Source organism: Brevundimonas sp. EU05-FHT14B07, assembly GCF_058790795.1.
Genome location: NZ_JBYTCZ010000001.1, coordinates 331626 through 346387, shown reverse-complemented (window position 1 = coordinate 346387; position 14762 = coordinate 331626). Strand labels below are relative to the sequence as shown.

Sequence of the window (14762 nt, the reverse complement as noted above, 5' to 3'; positions counted from 1 at the left end):
GCGGGATCCAGGCTCCAGTCTTCGACGGTCTTTGGATCGACGGCAGACAGGAGAACCGGATCGGGATCGACGGACGACGCGGACTAAAATGCCGTGGGACGCCGAAGACCAGGAGCGCGACAGGATACAGCCGACCGCCCTTTCGGGTTCGCCCGAAACGACGCTGACGCCAAGGTCCAGACCCAAACGGCCAAGTCCAACCCGGACTTGGCGAGGGGACGAAGCTGACGGGTCCGCCCGAACGCTTCGTCCCCTCGCTCAATTGGGGCGCCGACGACATGAAGTCGCACTAGACAGCCGCTGCGCCAGATGCACCCATGGAGTGCAGACGGAGACACCCATGCGCGCGATCCTGTTCGGCCTCGGCCTTGCTCTGACGATGACGGCGCCCGGGTGGGCGCAAGCGCCGGTCGTTCGCCATCAAAGTGCGACATCGCCGGAGCAGGTCGTGTTTTTGATCCCCTCGACCGACATCCAATGTGACGGTCAGGCGGTTAAGCCGACCTTTTCCGACGATCTCCGCGTGGAAACTACTGGCCCATCTCGGGCCGACCGAACGTCCGTCTCCCTGTCTTTCAGCGTCGATGACACGGGTCGCACCTTCGACATTCGTGCGCCCCGGACTGCGACGCCCTCTAACAGCCCGATCATCATCCCGACCGGCATTGGCTCAGAACATGAACAGGCCGCCCTCGCCGCCTGGCGCTTCGATGGCCCTCGTCGCGACTGCATCATGACCATTCGTTACACGGCCAAACCTTTCATCGAGGCGACGAGAGGCGATCTGCTGCGCTATTTCGCGGTCACGCGGACGCGCGGTCCCATCCGAGACGCCGTGGCTGTTCGTCTCGCTGGGCCAGACGCCAACTGCGGAGGAGAGCGCAGAGGCGGTCGCGCGCCCCGCACCGTCAGTTATCCGGACTACAAGATCGGACAGCGTCCGCCGCCAGGCGGTCGATCCTGGACGGTCGTTCGCTGGGACGTCGACGCCGACGGGCGCGCCGTCAATGTCGAGACCCTGGGTTCCGCCGGTGATACGGCGTTCGATGCCGAAACGCGGCGCGCCGTGTCGGAAACCTTTGTCGAGAGCGGAGCGCCGCTGAAAGGCTGCGTCTTCAACTTCTACCGGTACGGCGAAAACCTTCGCGCGCCGGTGATGCAGCAAACCAGCGACGATCCGCTGCAGAACTGTCCCCCCGAAGTCGGTGCGCGATTCCAGGCGCGCGCGACGCCGGAAACCTACCCTCAGGCCTTCAGGGATCGCGGGATCGAGGGCTGGGCCCGCGTGCGGTTCGACTTCGCCACATGGGGTCAAATCGGCAATGTAGGGGTCATCGACGCCCAGCCCGCCTCCGCGTTCGGCGAAAGCGGCGTTCGCGTGGTTCAGACCAGCCGGGCCGACTCCGGGTTCCAGGCGGGCGTTCGCTGTGTAGCGCCCGTCCGCTATGTTCTTTCCCAAAGTCCCGGCGACGGGGCCTCCTCGACATCGGTCAACGCGGCGGACTGACGCCCCGCCTTCCCAAGGCCCCTATCGCCCCGTAAGTCAGCGGCATGAGCTTGTTGGGGAATCGCCTGCTGACCCGTCGCCGTGCGCTGATCGCGGGCGGGGCGGCTGTGGCGGCGGGGACGATCGGGCTTCGGGCCTGCGGGCGGGCCGAGGCGCCGGTCGACGAACAGGGCCGGGTGCGTTTGCGTTTCGCCACCGACTGGCGCGCCCAGGCCGAACAGGGCGGCTTCTATCAGGCGCTCGCCAGCGGGGCCTATGAGAAGCGCGGGCTGAACGTCCAGATCGTCCAGGGCGGGCCGGGCGTGAACGTGCCGCAACTGCTGGCCTCGGGCGCGGTCGAACTGGGCATGGGCTCCAACAGCTTCATCCCCCTGAATCTGGTCGCGTCCGGCGCGCCGGTGAAGGCGGTCGCCGCCTTCTTCCAGAAGGATCCGCAGGTCCTGATGGCCCATCCGGACGCGGCGCTGGAGACCATCGCCGATCTGGCCGGCCGACCCTTCCTGCTGTCCGAGGCCGGGATCAGCACCTTCTGGGTCTGGCTGAAGGCCAAATACGGCTTTACCGACGAGCAGCTGCGCCCCTTCGCCTATGACCCCGCCGCCTTCATCGCCAATGCACGGGCGGTGCAGCAAGGCTATCTGACCAGCGATCCCTACGCCATCGAACAGACGGCCGATTTCGACCCGCGCGTCTTTCTGCTGGCCGACGAGGGCTATCCCTCCTACGCCGCCATGGTCCTGGCGCCAAACGCCTTCGCCCGAGACAATGCGGCGGCGCTGCGCAGCTTCATCGCCGCCTCGGCGGAAGGGTGGCGCGACTATATTCGGGGCGACGCCTCGGCCGCCGACGCCCTGATCCGCAAGGACAACCCGGACATGACCCAGGCTGTGCTGGATCAGGCCCGCGAACGCCTGCGCGACTACGCCATCGTCGATGGCGGCGACGCGGCGCTTTACGGCCTGGGCGCCCTGACCGAGGAACGCTGGCAGGCCTTCTTCGACGTGACCTCGAAAGCGGGGGTTTACGAGTCTGGTCTGAACTGGCGCGACGCCTTCACCGACAACTATCTGCCCGGTCGCGGCTGACACGCGGTCGTTGTCGAATCCTGGCGTCACATTAGCGCGGGATTAAGGGTCCGAGCGCTAGTGTGTGCGCTGGAATTCCTCTCCGGAGAGCCGCCGTGCGCCGCGCCCTCGCAGTTTCGATCGTCCTGACCGCCGTCAATCTGGCGGCCGGCGCCGCTGTGGCGCAACAGGCGCCGACCAACGCGTCGGGCCTGCGCTACCTGTCCTGGCCCGGCAAGCCGGCGGTCTCCGCGCGTGCGACGCCGACGCCCGCCGTCATCCAGGCCGAGGCGCCCGCCCCGACCCTGACCGCCGCCAATCGCACCCTGCCCGGCGCCATCCCCCTGGCCCGCCTGTCGCCCGCCCCTTCGGTCACCCCCTCGATCTCCACGCCGCGCAGCAACGGCCTGACGCCTGCCAGCGCCTGGATGCCCCAGCGTGCGCCGACGCCGGCCGAGCCCGCGCAGACCGCACCCGTAGAGGCCGCCCCCATAGACCCCCCCCCGGCGCAGGCGACGCGCGTCGCGCCCTCGCCCTATGTTCCGGAACCGCAGCCTTCCGCGCCTCAACCTCAGCCTGAACCTCAGATGCAAGCCGAGCCTGCGCCCGTCCCCCAACAGGCCGCGCAGGCCGAGCCGCAACCCGCGCCCCAGCAGGCTCAGGCGGCCGTCGCCGATCCGATGGCCCCGCGCCGCGACGCCCCCATCTATCGCCTGCAACGGCCCCAGGCCGGCGCGCCGCTGGACGCCGCCGCCGTCGCCGCCAGCGGTCAGGCCGCCCCGACGCCCACAGCCGGCGACAACAGCGCCCGCTACTATTCGGTCCACCGCCAGGCCGGCCGTCACCCCGACGCCATCCCTGCGCCGCAGCAGACCTACCTCGACGCCCTGCCCGTCCAGATGGCCCAGACGCCGCAATCCAGCGACCTGGCCCAGCCGGACGGTCCGCCCGCCCTGATCCGCAACGCCAACGGTTCCTTGCGCGCCGTGCCACAGACTGAAGCCGACAACCTGCCATGAGCGATCGCGCCGTGATCGAACCTGCCGAGATCAAGGGCTCGCGCCTGCCCGAACTCATCGCCCTGGCCGGCGAGGAGTCGAGCGAGAAACGTCGTCTGCTGCTGCGCGAACTGACGGCCCACTTCTTTGGTGCGCCTTCGCCGAACGCCAATGAAACCGCGCTCTACGGCACGGTTCTGGCCAAGCTGTCGGCCGAGATGGAGGTCGCGGTCCGCGCCGAACTGGCCGCCCGTTTCGCCCAGGCCCCCAACGCCCCCCACAGCCTGATCCGCCGTTTCGCCGACGACGAGATCGAGGTCGCCGAACAGGTTCTGCGCGCCTCCACCGTCCTGACCGACGAGGATCTGATCCAGGTTGTGCGCAAGCGCAGCCAGGGCCATCTGCGCGCCGTCTCAGGCCGCGCGACGGTGTCCGAGGCGGTTTCCGACGTCATCGTCGAGCACGGCGACGACGACACCTTGAACACCCTGCTGCGCAACGACGGCGCCCAGCTGTCGCGCGCCGCCTCCGAAACCGCCATCGAGCGCGCCAAGGCCAATCCGGCCCTTCACGCCGCCACGGTCGAGCGCCAGAGCCTGCCCGCCGACCTGCTGAACGAGATGTATTTCGTCGTCGAGGCCCGGCTGCGTCACCAGATCCTGGAACAGAACGCGCGCATGGACCCGGCCTTGCTGGAGGCGGCGCTCGCTGCCGGCCGCACCCGCGTCGCCACCGACGACGGCGCCCTGCCGGCCGACTATGCCGAGAACCTGGCCTATATCGACGAGCTTCAGGCCGCCGGCCAGCTGACGCCCCAGACCCTGATCCGCTTCCTGCGCTCCAACGGCCGCACGCCCTTCCTGATCGCTCTGTCCAAGTTGGCCGACGTCGACTTCCACACCGCGCGCGGCATCGTCGAGCGCAAGGACCTGGACGCCCTGTCGGTGGTCTGCAAGGCGGCCGACATGGACCGCGCCGTCTATCTGACCTACGCCGTCGCCGTCCTGGGCGCCGAGGATAACCCGATGGGTAAGGCCGCCGCCTATGGCCGCATGTACGGCGAACTGACCCGCGACGCAGCCCTGCGCACCCTGCGCTTCTGGCGCATGCGCCGCACAGCCCAGGCAGCGTAAGCCAGACACGCCAACGTCTCCCTCCCCCTGCGGGGGAGGGTGGTCGCGCAGCGACCGGGTGGGACCGGCTCTGCACGGGTGCACTCCTTTGACAGACCAGGTCCGTGGGACGTCGTCCGGTTGTCCCCGGCCCCTACCCTGTTTCAGAGCGGCCCAAAGCTTTCCGAAGATTCACGTGCAAACCGGTGGTCAACCTCAGAACATCCTGTGGGCGAGTCTTGGGAGAACGACCATGAGAGACAGGCACGTCGTCGCATCGGCGATTTTGATGTCGTCGCTCGTATGCGGCGCAGCGATCGCACAGACGACGCCTGCGATCACCAGTCGTGACGTGATTGGCGAATGGTCGCTCAGGATGACGCCCGCCGAGGGCGACGGACGCACGATCACCTTCAAGTCCAAAAACGGCGGCCCACTCGTTCAACCACTCTCGATAACGGCGCGATCAGGCGATCGGCTGAACTGCACAATCGATGCCGAACCAGCCCAGTGCAGGATAAGAAACGGCAGGCTCGTAACCGCGACAGGCGCGAACGGCATGCGGATGACCTTCACACTCACAGATCGAACACGTCAGGGATTCGCCGGGGCGGTCGATCTGAGGGTCCGTCTGCTGCCCATCGGCGGGCCTATCGGCACAGTCGATATGGTGCGTCGCTAGCCGCATCCAGCGCCTCGGCCGCCTGCCCCCGAGCAACGGAAAGGCATCACACAAAGGCCCAAAAGAAAAACGCCCGCCTCCTGATGGAAGCGGGCGTCTCCAGACCGAAAACGGTTCGGCTTATTTCTTCGCGCGGGTTCCGGCGGCGCGGGCGGGCTTGCGGCCGCCTTGGCCCAAGCCCATCGACTTGGCCAGTTCCGAACGCGCCTTGGCGTAGTTCGGGGCGACCATCGGATAGTCTTTAGGCAGACCCCATTTGGCCCGGTATTCTTCGGGGCTCATGTCGTATTTGGTGCGCAGGTGGCGCTTCAACGACTTGAACTTGCGGCCGTCTTCCAGGCAGATCAGGAAATCGGGCGCGATCGACTTGCGGATCGGCACCGCCGGTTCCTTGGGTTCAGGTTCGGCCTCGACCGGACCGTTCGACACACCCGAGAGGGCGGCGTGAATATTGGCGATAAGCGCAGGCAGGGCCTCTGCCGAGACCGAGTTATTGCCGACATAGGCCGACACGATGTCTGCGGTCATCTCCAGCAGTTCGGGCTTATCTTCCATTATCGGCTTCGCTTTCCTGATTTATTGAGTTCGGCTGATTCTCCAACCGAACGACCCCAATAGCGTCATAGGGTTGTTTCGCCGCGAAAGCAAACACGCGTATAAGCGGTGCGATATGCACGTCTATGCATTCGACATTAGTGATCAGACCTATCGGCCGAAGTCTTCGGCCAGCACCATCATCGCCGCCCGCTCCGGCGCCGAATATTCATCGACGGCGTCATCCTCGCCGTCGCGAATGGCGCGCAACAGCGTGGGCGTCAGGGCCGAGGACAAAGACCAGTTCCAGTAACGCAGCACGGTCTGGGCGCGATCGACGGCCAGCATTTCATAGGTGATCTGCACACGCTCCCAGTCGGGATGGATCTTGCCGTCCGCCGTCGTCTCGGGCCGCCGCATCGAGCGCCACAGATTGGTCAGATCGACGCGCGACATCCCCGTCGCCTTGCACAGGATCGCCAGCGGCTCGCCGCCGGGATCGCCCAGAAGCTTGGCCCCCGTCAGCGGCTTGATCCCGGCCAGGAAGGCGATCTCGGACGCCGTCTCGCGCGTCAGGCCATCGCTGGCGGCGACCATGACGGCGTGTTCCAGATTGTCGAACGGGCTCTTTTCGATGGCGGCGCGATTGCGCTGGCGGCGCTCGATAAACTGAAGCGCCTTGCGCGCGACAGGATCGGACCAGCTTTCGTCATTGGCGATGGCGAAGACGTCCTCGGACGCCTCCTGCATGACCTCGCGTGATACGGCGAACCGTTGCAGAATGGTGCGGCGATCCTCGGGCGCGCACCACCAGAACATAACATAGGCGCCCGACGGCCTCAGCTCGGGCCGCTTCAGCAAGGGGCTGCACAGGCTCGGCGACTGGCGGCTCAGGCCCACCACCGTCTCGATGCCCAGCTGCGACAGGCGCGCGGTCGTGTTGCGCAGCACCGCCTCAATCACCTCCATCTCGCCGAAGGAGAACAGGGTCTCGGTCACGATCTCCGACAGGCCCCGGCGCACCGCCAGCAGCATCCGGTGTTCGAAACTGGCGTCGCGCGCACAGCCGACGATGTCCGCATCGCTCAGCGAGGCGCATTGTTCGATCAGCAGGCCGGCGATGTCCGGATCGTCGCGCAACAGGATGCGCGCCACGCTGTTGGGCAGTTCGGCCAGCGGCGCCAGACGCGCGGCCACGCGCTTGCGCTCATCGTGCGAGGCCAGCCGCAGCATCTCGACCAGCAGGTCGCCCGTCACCGCCCGCTCGAAGGCGTTGATCCGGCTGGCGGGCAGGGACACGACGTCGGCCAGACGCTTCAGCAGCGCCCGGCGCGCACGCAGCGGCGGCGGCGTCGCCTCTTCCCCGATCATGGCTGCCAGATCGCCCATCCCCCCACCTTAGAAGCGAGCGGTTAACCGGGCGTGAGCCGGATCAAAGCCCTTCGAATAACGCCGTCGACAGATAGCGTTCGGCGAAGGACGGGATGATCACCACGATGGTCTTGCCGGCATTCTCCTCGCGCGCGGCGATGCGGAAGGCGGCGGTCAGGGCCGCGCCCGAGCTGATGCCGACCGGGATGCCCTCGACCCGCGCGGCCTTTCTGGCCATGTCGAAACTGTCGTCGTTGGAGACCTGCTCGACCCCGTCCACCACCGACGGATCATAGATGGCGGGCACGAAGCCGGCGCCTATGCCCTGGATCTTGTGCGGGCCGGGCGCGCCGCCCGACAGCACTGGAGAGGCCTCGGGCTCGACGGCGATGAACTGCACCGACGGCTTCTTGGCCTTCAGCGCCTGGCCCACGCCCGAGATGGTGCCGCCGGTGCCGACGCCGGCGACCACGATGTCCACCGCCCCGGCCGTGTCGTTCCAGATTTCCTCGGCCGTCGTGACGCGGTGAATGGCGGGATTGGCCAGGTTCTCGAATTGCGACGGGCTGATAGAGTTCGGCGTGGTCTCCAGCAGTTCCTGCGCCCGCGCGATCGCGCCCTTCATCCCCTTTTCGGCCGGCGTCAGCTCCAGCCGCGCGCCCAGCAGCGCCAGCATCTTGCGCCGCTCGATCGACATGCTTTCGGGCATGCATAGCGTCAGCTTCAGCCCCTTGGCCGCCGCCACGAAGGCCAGGGCGATGCCGGTGTTGCCGCTGGTCGGCTCGATCAGCACCGTGTCCTGATCGATCTTGCCCGCCTCCTGCAGCGCCTCGACCATAGCCACGCCGATCCGGTCCTTGACCGAGGCGATCGGGTTGAAGAACTCCAGCTTGGCCAGCACCGTCGCCTTCGTATCGTATTCCGCCGACAGACGCGGCAGACGCACGATGGGGGTGTCGCCGATGGTGTCGACGATCGAGTCATAGACCTTGCCCCGGCCCTTCTTCAGGTGGCGGGACGCGTCATAGCTGAAGTCGGTCATGGAAAAGGTCTCCTCGAATGCTGGCGGACAACAGATAAGGCCTTGCCGGCCCACGCAAGGGGTGACGCGCGATGATTTCTGCGAACGACCGTCAGAACCCTTGGCCTAAAGCCAGCCGGCGGCCCGCAGGTTGGCCACCCGCGCGCGCGACACCGGCGCCGTCAGACCACCGGTCAGGGCCAGGCGCAGGTTACGGCCGTCCTCGACGACCTCGACGATGGCCGCGCGCGCCACCCACCACGAGCGATGGGTCTGAAGCCCCTCGACGCCCTTCAACGCCGAGACAGCCTGCGACAGCGACATCAGAACAAGCTGCGACCCCCGCGTCGTATGCACGCGTACATAATGGTCTTCCATTTGCAGGCAGATCAAGTCGCGCCCCAACCCCGTGGGCAGGGTGCGCGCGAAGCCCGGATCGCCTTCACCCGCTCGCGTCGCCGTAGCGGACATCCGCATCCGCAACAGGGCGTAGAGCGCTACATAGACGGCCCCGATCAGCAGAGCCTGTCCATACCATTCGACCCAGCCGACACGCTGGCGAATGCCGGGCCACAGGACCACGGCGATGATCCGGCTGATCACGGCGGTCGGCCCGCTGGCGACGACGATCAGCATGGGCAGCCAGAACTGCATGGACACGCGTCTGCGGCGCATCCTGGGCCAGGCCCAGCGGATCGCAGCCCCGAACACCGCGCCGCTGATCACCAAAACCGCCGTCCAATAGCCGATCCGCACCGCCAGCCCGTCGTTGAAGAAGCTGCCGAAGGGACCGACCGCGCCCAACACCGCCCCCGTCAAGGCGCAGGCCGCGAGATCGACAGCCCAAGCGCGCGGCGTATTCAGTCTGTCAGCGGCGTTCTGCGTCATCGTCCCTCCCCTCGTCAGCCCACTATCGTCGAACCCTTCGCCCGTCCACGCACCCGTTCGCCCATTGGCGAAATGCGACTGGCGCTTGCTCGCCGTCGGTCAGAACCCTGGCCCGTCTCGACCAAGGGAAATCGACATGACCCATCGCTCGCCGCCCCAAAATCTGACCGCCGGCCTCAGCCTGGCCCTGATGCTTCTGGCCGGCGCCGCATCGCCCGTGCACGCGACCGCGCCACAAGCGCAAGGCCCGGCGCGCGCCCAGACTGATCCGCAGGCGCCCGATCAGGTCTTCACCTTTTTCGGTGGACCGGACGGCGCGGTGGAGGCCGGGGTCTGGCTGCCGGCGCGTCCGGCCGATGGTCGGCCCGCGCCCCTGATCATCATCTCGCACGGCAACGGCGGCGGCTTGCGCAGCCATGCCGACACCGCCAGAGCCTTGGCCGACGCCGGCTTCGTGGTCGCCGCCCTGACCCATCCCGGCGACAGCTATCGCGACATGAGCCGCTCTACCCAACTGACCAATCGCGCGCCCCAGCTCAGCCGCCTGATCGACTATATGACCGGCGACTGGTCCGCGCGGCCGCGCGGCGTCGCCATCGATCCGAACCGCATCGGCGCCTTTGGCTTCTCGGCGGGCGGCTTCACGGTCACCTCGGCCATTGGCGGGGTCTCGGACGCGGCGGCCATCGGCGACCATTGCCAGGCCCATCCCGGTTTCTTCGCCTGCCGCCTGCTGGACGCGATGGGGATCGACCTGTCGACCTGGCGTCCGCGTGCGAAGGACGACCGGATCAAGGCCGCCGTCATCGCCGCCCCGGCCCTGGGTTTCTCCTTCACGTCCGACAGCCTCGCCGCCGTGCGCATTCCGGTTCAGCTGTGGCAGGCGGGCGCCGACGACATTCTGCCCGCGCCCTATAATGTAGAGCCGATCCGCGATCGGCTGGGCGCCGCGCCCGAGTACCACCGCGTCGAAGGCGGAGGTCATTACGACTTCCTGCCGCCCTGCTCGCCGGCCCTGGCGGCCGAGGCGCCGCAGATCTGCACGCCGACGCCACACTTCGACCGCGCTGATTTTCACAAGGATCTCAATCGCGAGATCGTCCGCTTCTTCCAGCGAACGCTGTAGCGCCGCGGGGACCGGTCCGGGCGAAACCGATACGGATGACCATGGCTCTTGCGCCCCCACGCAAGGGGTGACGCGCGATGATTTCTGCGCAAACCTTTCAGAGCGGCTATGTCAGCCTATATGTCGCCGTCGCGCGAACCGAGATTTCCGTCCTTGCCCCACACCCGCCCGCCCTCCGACCCCGGCCTGACCCCGGAGATCGCCGAACTGGTCGCCGAGGTGTGGGCCGACACGGCGGCACAGACCCAGATCCAGATGGACGATCCCGTCGCGCCCAAGGTCGAGGATGCGCCGACGCCCGAGACCCGTTCCATCGCCGACGAGTTGCGCTATCGCCTGAAGCAGCAGTCGCTGCTGGCGCGTTTCGGCGAGGTGGCCCTGCGCGAACGCGATCGTCAGGCCCTGCTCGACGCCGCCTGCGTGGTCTGCGCCGACGGCCTGGAGACGCCCCTGTCCAAGGTGCTGATCCACAATGAAAGCCGCGACCGGCTGGTCTTGGTCGCCGGCGTGGGCTGGAGCGGCGAGGTCGAGGGTCACGCCTCGCTGGGCGTCGAGCTGGATTCACCTGCCGGCTACGCCTTCCAGACCGGCAAGCCGCTGATCTCCAACCATCTGGAAAACGAACAGCGCTTCCACACGCCCAAACTTCTGGCCGACCACGGCGTGCGGCGCGCCATCAACGTCCTGATCCGGCCCGAGCTGGATGGCGAACCCTGGGGCGTGCTGGAGGTCGACAGCCCCGACGAGGGTCAGTTCGACGCCCGCGACGCCCTGTTCCTGGACGCCTTCGCCGCCGTCGTCGGCGCCGCCATCGCCCGCCAGCAGACCGAGCAACGGCTTCTGGCCGCCATCGAACATCAGGCCCTGCTGACGCGAGAGGTCAGCCACCGGGTCAAGAACAGCCTGTCCCTGGTCTCCAGCCTGCTGTCGATGCAGGCGCGCGGCGCGGCCTCCGACGAGGTGCGCGCCGCTCTGGCCACGGCCGGATCGCGCATCCAGGCCATCAGCGAAGTCCATGATCAGCTGTGGCGCGGCGCCGACGTCCAGACCGTGATCCTGTCCGACTTCCTGTGCCAGCTGTGCGAGGCCATCGACGCCGGCAGCGACCGCCATGTCGTCACCTGCGAGGCGTCCGATGCGCCGCTGGGAGCAGACATCGCCATCCCGCTCGGTCTGATCGTGAACGAGCTGGTCACCAACGCCATAAAATACGCCTATGGCCCCGAGGGCGGCGGCGTCTCGGTCACCGGCCGCATCGCCGACGGACGCCTGACCGTCACCGTGGCGGACCAGGGCAAGGGCTTCGACCTGATCGCCGCCCGCAGCGACCGCAGCCTGGGCATGCGCGTCATCGACAGCCTGGTCCGCCAGATCGGCGGCACGATCGAGAACCAAACCCAGGGCGTCGGCGCGATCCTGGTGGTCGAGGCCCCGGCGACCTAGCGCTCCAGCACGGCGCGGCCGGGGTCGAAGCCGACGACCTCGCGGATGACGATCATGCTCTTGAAGCCGCGCACGCCCTTTTCGGGGACCAGTTCGCGGATGCCGAAGGCCTCATAGTCCTGCATGGAGCGGACGGCGACGGTCAGCAGATAGTCGGTTTCGCCCGTCACGTCCCAGCAGCCCTGAACCTCGGGGCTGGCCTTCATGGCGCGCTGGAAGGCGTCCATGACTTTACGATCCTGGGTGTTCATCTCGACCTGGACATGCAGGACGATGCGCGGCTCGACGCGGGCGGGATCGATCACGGCGACGTCGGCGGCGATGACGCCCTCGGCCCGCAGGCGACGCAGGCGGCGCAGCACGGCGGACTCCGATAGACCCACCGCCTCGGCCGTCACCCGCGCCGGCTCCAGATTGTTGCGCCGGACCCGCATCAGCAGCTTATGGTCGAAATCGTCGAGCGTGACGAAATTCTTCATTACAGAGTCTCCAGTGACGATTTCCGTCGCATTCAAGCGGAAAATCGCCGGGAAGCGCAAGCGGCGTTACGCTAGCTTTACGCCATGACGTCGCTGGCCCTGAAAACCCACCTGAACTCGCCGCTGGCGGCGCGCCTGGTCCCCTATCTGGCGCTGTTTGCGGGTATGGTGACGCTGGCGTGCGGCACGTCCTTCGCCAAGACGCTGTTTCCGGTGATCGGGGCGGAGGGGACCTCAGCCTATCGCGTCGGGATTTCGGCCCTTCTGCTGGTCGCCGTCTTCCGGCCCTGGCGGTTCCGGCTGACCCGCGCGGACCTGGGCGCCATCGCGCTTTATGGCGTCGTGCTGGGGGCGATGAACCTCAGCTTCTACATGGCCCTGCGCACCATTCCGCTGGGTCTGGCGATCGCCATCGAGTTCATGGGGCCCCTGACCCTGGCCCTGATCAATTCGCGCAAACCCATCCATTTCGCCTGCATCGGTCTGGCGGTCGTGGGGCTGGGCCTGCTGCTGCCGATCCAGGCCGGGGCCGGCGCGCTGGATCCCGTCGGCATGGTGCTGGCGGCCTTCGCCGGCCTGTGCTGGGCGCTGTACATCGTCTTCGGCAAGCGGCTGTCGCACCTGCACGCCGGTCAATCGGTGGCGCTGGGCATGAGCGTCGCCGCCATGGTCGTCGTGCCGTTCGGCGTGGCCCATGCGGGCGCCGCCTTGCTGAACCCCGCCATCATCCTGGCGGGCGTGGCGGTGGCGATCTTCTCCAGCGCCCTGCCGTATTCGCTGGAAATGGTCGCTTTGCGCAGCATCCCCAAACGCACCTTCGGCGTGGTGCTCAGCGCCGAGCCGGCGGTCGGCGCCCTGGCCGGGCTTCTGATCCTGCACGAGCATCTGACCGGCCAGCAGTGGCTCGCCATCGCCGCCATCGTCGCCGCCTCGGTCGGCGCCATCGCGACGACGCGGGAGGCGAAGATCGAGCTGGAGCCGAGCGCGCCCTAGAACTCTTCCCAGCCCGCGCTCGACGCCGCCGCAGCCGCGCCGCCGCTGGCGAAGGCCCGGATACGGGCGCGTTCGCGGGCCAGGGGGACGGGGGCGGCGGCCTGCGACAGGTCATGGATGCGGGCCTGAGCCGGCGCTTCGCCCGTCTCGAAGCGTTCGACCAGCAGGGCCAGTTGTTCGGTTTCGGACTTCAGGCTCATGGCGGCAGCGGTCGTCTGTTCGACCATGGCCGCGTTCTGCTGGGTCACCTGGTCCATCTGGTTGACGGCCGTATTGACCTGGCTCAGCCCCGTCGCCTGTTCCTGAGCCGATGCGGCGATCTCGCTGACCAGGGCGTCCATCTCCGCCACCTTGACCGCGATCGCCGACAGAGCCGCGCCGGTCTCGTCGACCAGCTTGACCCCTTGCGCCACCTCCTGGCCGGAGGTGGTGATCAGGGTCTTGATCTCCTTCGCGGCTTCCGCCGAACGCTGCGCCAGAGCCCGCACTTCGGAGGCGACGACGGCGAAGCCGCGTCCCGCCTCTCCCGCCCGCGCCGCCTCGACCCCGGCGTTCAGGGCCAAGAGATTGGTCTGGAACGCGATCTCGTCGATCACCCCGATGATATCGCTGATCTGGGCCGAACTGCGCTTGATGCCGTCCATCGCCGCGATCGCCTGGCGCACCACTTCGCCCGACCGGTCCGCCTCGGCGCGCGCGCCCAGGGCCGCAGCCGAGGCCTGTTTGGCGCCGTCCGCGCTGCGCTTCACCGTGGCGGTGATCTGGTCCAGCGCCGCGGCCGTTTCTTCCAGACTGGCGGCCTGCTGTTCGGTGCGGCGCGACAGGTCGTCAGACGCGCTGGAGATTTCGCCCACCCCGCCCCTCAGACCCGACACGGCCCGCAGCGCCTGTCCCATCGTCTGGCGCAGGCTTTCGACCGCAGCGTTATAATCGTCGCGCACCCGCACATGGTCGCCCTTCACCGGCGCATCAATCCGCGCGGTCAGGTCGCCGGCCGACAGCTTGTTCAGCACCCCAGCCAAGGCATCGACCAGCAGGGTCTGGGCGCTTTCCGCCTCGACCCGTTCGGCCTCGCGGCGCCCGGCCTCCTGCTCGTCGGCGGTGATGTCGATGGCCAGTTTGATGACCTTGGTCGGCCGCCCGTCGGGGCCGAACACCGGATTGTAGGAGGCCTGCAGCCAGACCTCGCGGCCGCCTTTGGCCAGGCGGCGGAACTTGCGCGCCAGGAACTGCCCCGCGTTCAGCTCGCGCCAGAAGGCGGCGTAGTCGGGCGAAGCCGCCTCGGCCGGGTCCATGAAGGTCCTGTGGTGGGCGCCCCGGATCTCGTCCAGACTATAGCCCATCGTGGTCAGGAGGTTCTGGTTGGCGTCGATGATGGTGCCGTCCAGCTTGAACTCGATCACCGCCTGCGACCGGCCGATGGCGGCCATCTTGCCGTCCAGATCGATCAGCCGGTCCTGCATGTCCGACGACTTCGGTTTACGCGCGAACATAGGTCACAACCTCTTCGCTGTCGGCCGGCCCCCCGCCCGCCTCGGTTGCAA

The 14762-nt window shown here is 67.7% G+C and carries 14 protein-coding genes; 8 read left to right on the top strand and 6 right to left on the bottom strand.

The genetic code is table 11. From position 1 onward, the window contains the following. Positions 1-733: 733 nt before the first annotated feature. The 5 genes from AC3WRC_RS01750 (at position 734) to AC3WRC_RS01730 (ending at position 5363) form a co-directional block, all read left to right on the top strand. The gene (locus AC3WRC_RS01750) at positions 734-1507 is read left to right on the top strand and encodes an energy transducer TonB (RefSeq protein WP_492302660.1); all 774 of its coding nucleotides are present in this window, start codon (positions 734-736) and stop codon (positions 1505-1507) included. A 44-nt stretch (positions 1508-1551) separates the two neighbouring features. Then, positions 1552-2592 (top strand): ABC transporter substrate-binding protein, encoded by a 1041-nt coding sequence (locus AC3WRC_RS01745; protein ID WP_492302659.1) that lies wholly within the window; start codon positions 1552-1554, stop codon positions 2590-2592. Positions 2593-2687: 95 nt separating this feature from the next. After that, entirely contained in the window at positions 2688-3590 is a 903-nt protein-coding gene (locus tag AC3WRC_RS01740) for a hypothetical protein (protein WP_492302657.1), read from the top strand. Next, a complete protein-coding gene (locus AC3WRC_RS01735; protein ID WP_492302656.1) occupies positions 3587-4702 on the top strand; it encodes a DUF2336 domain-containing protein in 1116 nt (371 codons plus the stop codon). The genes AC3WRC_RS01740 and AC3WRC_RS01735 overlap by 4 nt, the downstream gene beginning before the upstream one ends. A 232-nt stretch (positions 4703-4934) precedes the next feature. After that, positions 4935-5363, top strand: coding sequence for a hypothetical protein (locus AC3WRC_RS01730; RefSeq protein WP_492302655.1), 429 nt, complete (start codon positions 4935-4937; stop codon positions 5361-5363). A gap of 120 nt (positions 5364-5483) precedes the next feature. On the opposite strand, the gene AC3WRC_RS01725 is transcribed toward AC3WRC_RS01730, so the two are convergent. From AC3WRC_RS01725 to AC3WRC_RS01710, 4 genes are all read right to left on the bottom strand, one after another. Next, positions 5484-5918, bottom strand: a complete 435-nt coding sequence (locus AC3WRC_RS01725; protein ID WP_055753018.1) for a Ros/MucR family transcriptional regulator — start codon at positions 5916-5918, stop codon at positions 5484-5486. Positions 5919-6068: 150 nt separating this feature from the next. Further along, positions 6069-7286 carry a DUF2336 domain-containing protein gene (locus tag AC3WRC_RS01720; protein WP_271042674.1) on the bottom strand — a complete coding sequence of 406 codons (1218 nt, stop codon included), beginning with the start codon at positions 7284-7286 and terminating at the stop codon, positions 6069-6071. A 43-nt stretch (positions 7287-7329) separates the two neighbouring features. Continuing rightward, positions 7330-8310: a cysteine synthase A gene (gene cysK / locus AC3WRC_RS01715; RefSeq protein WP_039244679.1), complete on the bottom strand. Its 981-nt coding sequence runs from the start codon at positions 8308-8310 to the stop codon at positions 7330-7332. A gap of 105 nt (positions 8311-8415) precedes the next feature. Beyond that, on the bottom strand, positions 8416-9177 hold the full coding sequence (locus AC3WRC_RS01710; protein WP_174085861.1) for a LytTR family DNA-binding domain-containing protein: 762 nt from the start codon (positions 9175-9177) through the stop codon (positions 8416-8418). 136 nt (positions 9178-9313) lie between these two features. On the opposite strand from AC3WRC_RS01710, the gene AC3WRC_RS01705 reads away from it, so the two are divergent. Next, the gene (locus tag AC3WRC_RS01705) at positions 9314-10303 is read left to right on the top strand and encodes an alpha/beta hydrolase family protein (RefSeq protein WP_492302653.1); all 990 of its coding nucleotides are present in this window, start codon (positions 9314-9316) and stop codon (positions 10301-10303) included. A gap of 153 nt (positions 10304-10456) precedes the next feature. After that, positions 10457-11746 (top strand): sensor histidine kinase, encoded by a 1290-nt coding sequence (locus tag AC3WRC_RS01700; RefSeq protein ID WP_492302651.1) that lies wholly within the window; start codon positions 10457-10459, stop codon positions 11744-11746. Here AC3WRC_RS01700 and AC3WRC_RS01695 read toward each other — a convergent pair. Next, the gene (locus AC3WRC_RS01695; RefSeq protein WP_492302649.1) at positions 11743-12225 is read right to left on the bottom strand and encodes an Lrp/AsnC family transcriptional regulator; all 483 of its coding nucleotides are present in this window, start codon (positions 12223-12225) and stop codon (positions 11743-11745) included. The genes AC3WRC_RS01700 and AC3WRC_RS01695 overlap by 4 nt on opposite strands. Before the next feature lie 84 nt (positions 12226-12309). Between AC3WRC_RS01695 and AC3WRC_RS01690 the strand changes: the two genes are divergently transcribed. Beyond that, positions 12310-13218, top strand: coding sequence for an EamA family transporter (locus AC3WRC_RS01690; protein WP_492302648.1), 909 nt, complete (start codon positions 12310-12312; stop codon positions 13216-13218). Here the strand turns inward: AC3WRC_RS01690 and AC3WRC_RS01685 are convergent. Then, on the bottom strand, positions 13215-14711 hold the full coding sequence (locus tag AC3WRC_RS01685; protein ID WP_492302646.1) for a methyl-accepting chemotaxis protein: 1497 nt from the start codon (positions 14709-14711) through the stop codon (positions 13215-13217). The two genes, AC3WRC_RS01690 and AC3WRC_RS01685, sit on opposite strands and share 4 nt — an antisense overlap. Positions 14712-14762: the final 51 nt, after the last annotated feature.

Coding starts and splice junctions, on each gene's coding strand:
- AC3WRC_RS01695 (WP_492302649.1), bottom strand. CDS start 12,225: ATGAAGAATTTCGTCACGCTCGACGATTTCGACCATAAGCTGCTGATG.
- AC3WRC_RS01685 (WP_492302646.1), bottom strand. CDS start 14,711: ATGTTCGCGCGTAAACCGAAGTCGTCGGACATGCAGGACCGGCTGATC.
- AC3WRC_RS01735 (WP_492302656.1), top strand. CDS start 3,587: ATGAGCGATCGCGCCGTGATCGAACCTGCCGAGATCAAGGGCTCGCGC.
- AC3WRC_RS01710 (WP_174085861.1), bottom strand. CDS start 9,177: ATGACGCAGAACGCCGCTGACAGACTGAATACGCCGCGCGCTTGGGCT.
- AC3WRC_RS01690 (WP_492302648.1), top strand. CDS start 12,310: ATGACGTCGCTGGCCCTGAAAACCCACCTGAACTCGCCGCTGGCGGCG.
- AC3WRC_RS01720 (WP_271042674.1), bottom strand. CDS start 7,286: ATGGGCGATCTGGCAGCCATGATCGGGGAAGAGGCGACGCCGCCGCCG.
- AC3WRC_RS01725 (WP_055753018.1), bottom strand. CDS start 5,918: ATGGAAGATAAGCCCGAACTGCTGGAGATGACCGCAGACATCGTGTCG.
- AC3WRC_RS01745 (WP_492302659.1), top strand. CDS start 1,552: ATGAGCTTGTTGGGGAATCGCCTGCTGACCCGTCGCCGTGCGCTGATC.
- AC3WRC_RS01705 (WP_492302653.1), top strand. CDS start 9,314: ATGACCCATCGCTCGCCGCCCCAAAATCTGACCGCCGGCCTCAGCCTG.
- AC3WRC_RS01750 (WP_492302660.1), top strand. CDS start 734: ATGACCATTCGTTACACGGCCAAACCTTTCATCGAGGCGACGAGAGGC.
- AC3WRC_RS01730 (WP_492302655.1), top strand. CDS start 4,935: ATGAGAGACAGGCACGTCGTCGCATCGGCGATTTTGATGTCGTCGCTC.
- cysK (WP_039244679.1), bottom strand. CDS start 8,310: ATGACCGACTTCAGCTATGACGCGTCCCGCCACCTGAAGAAGGGCCGG.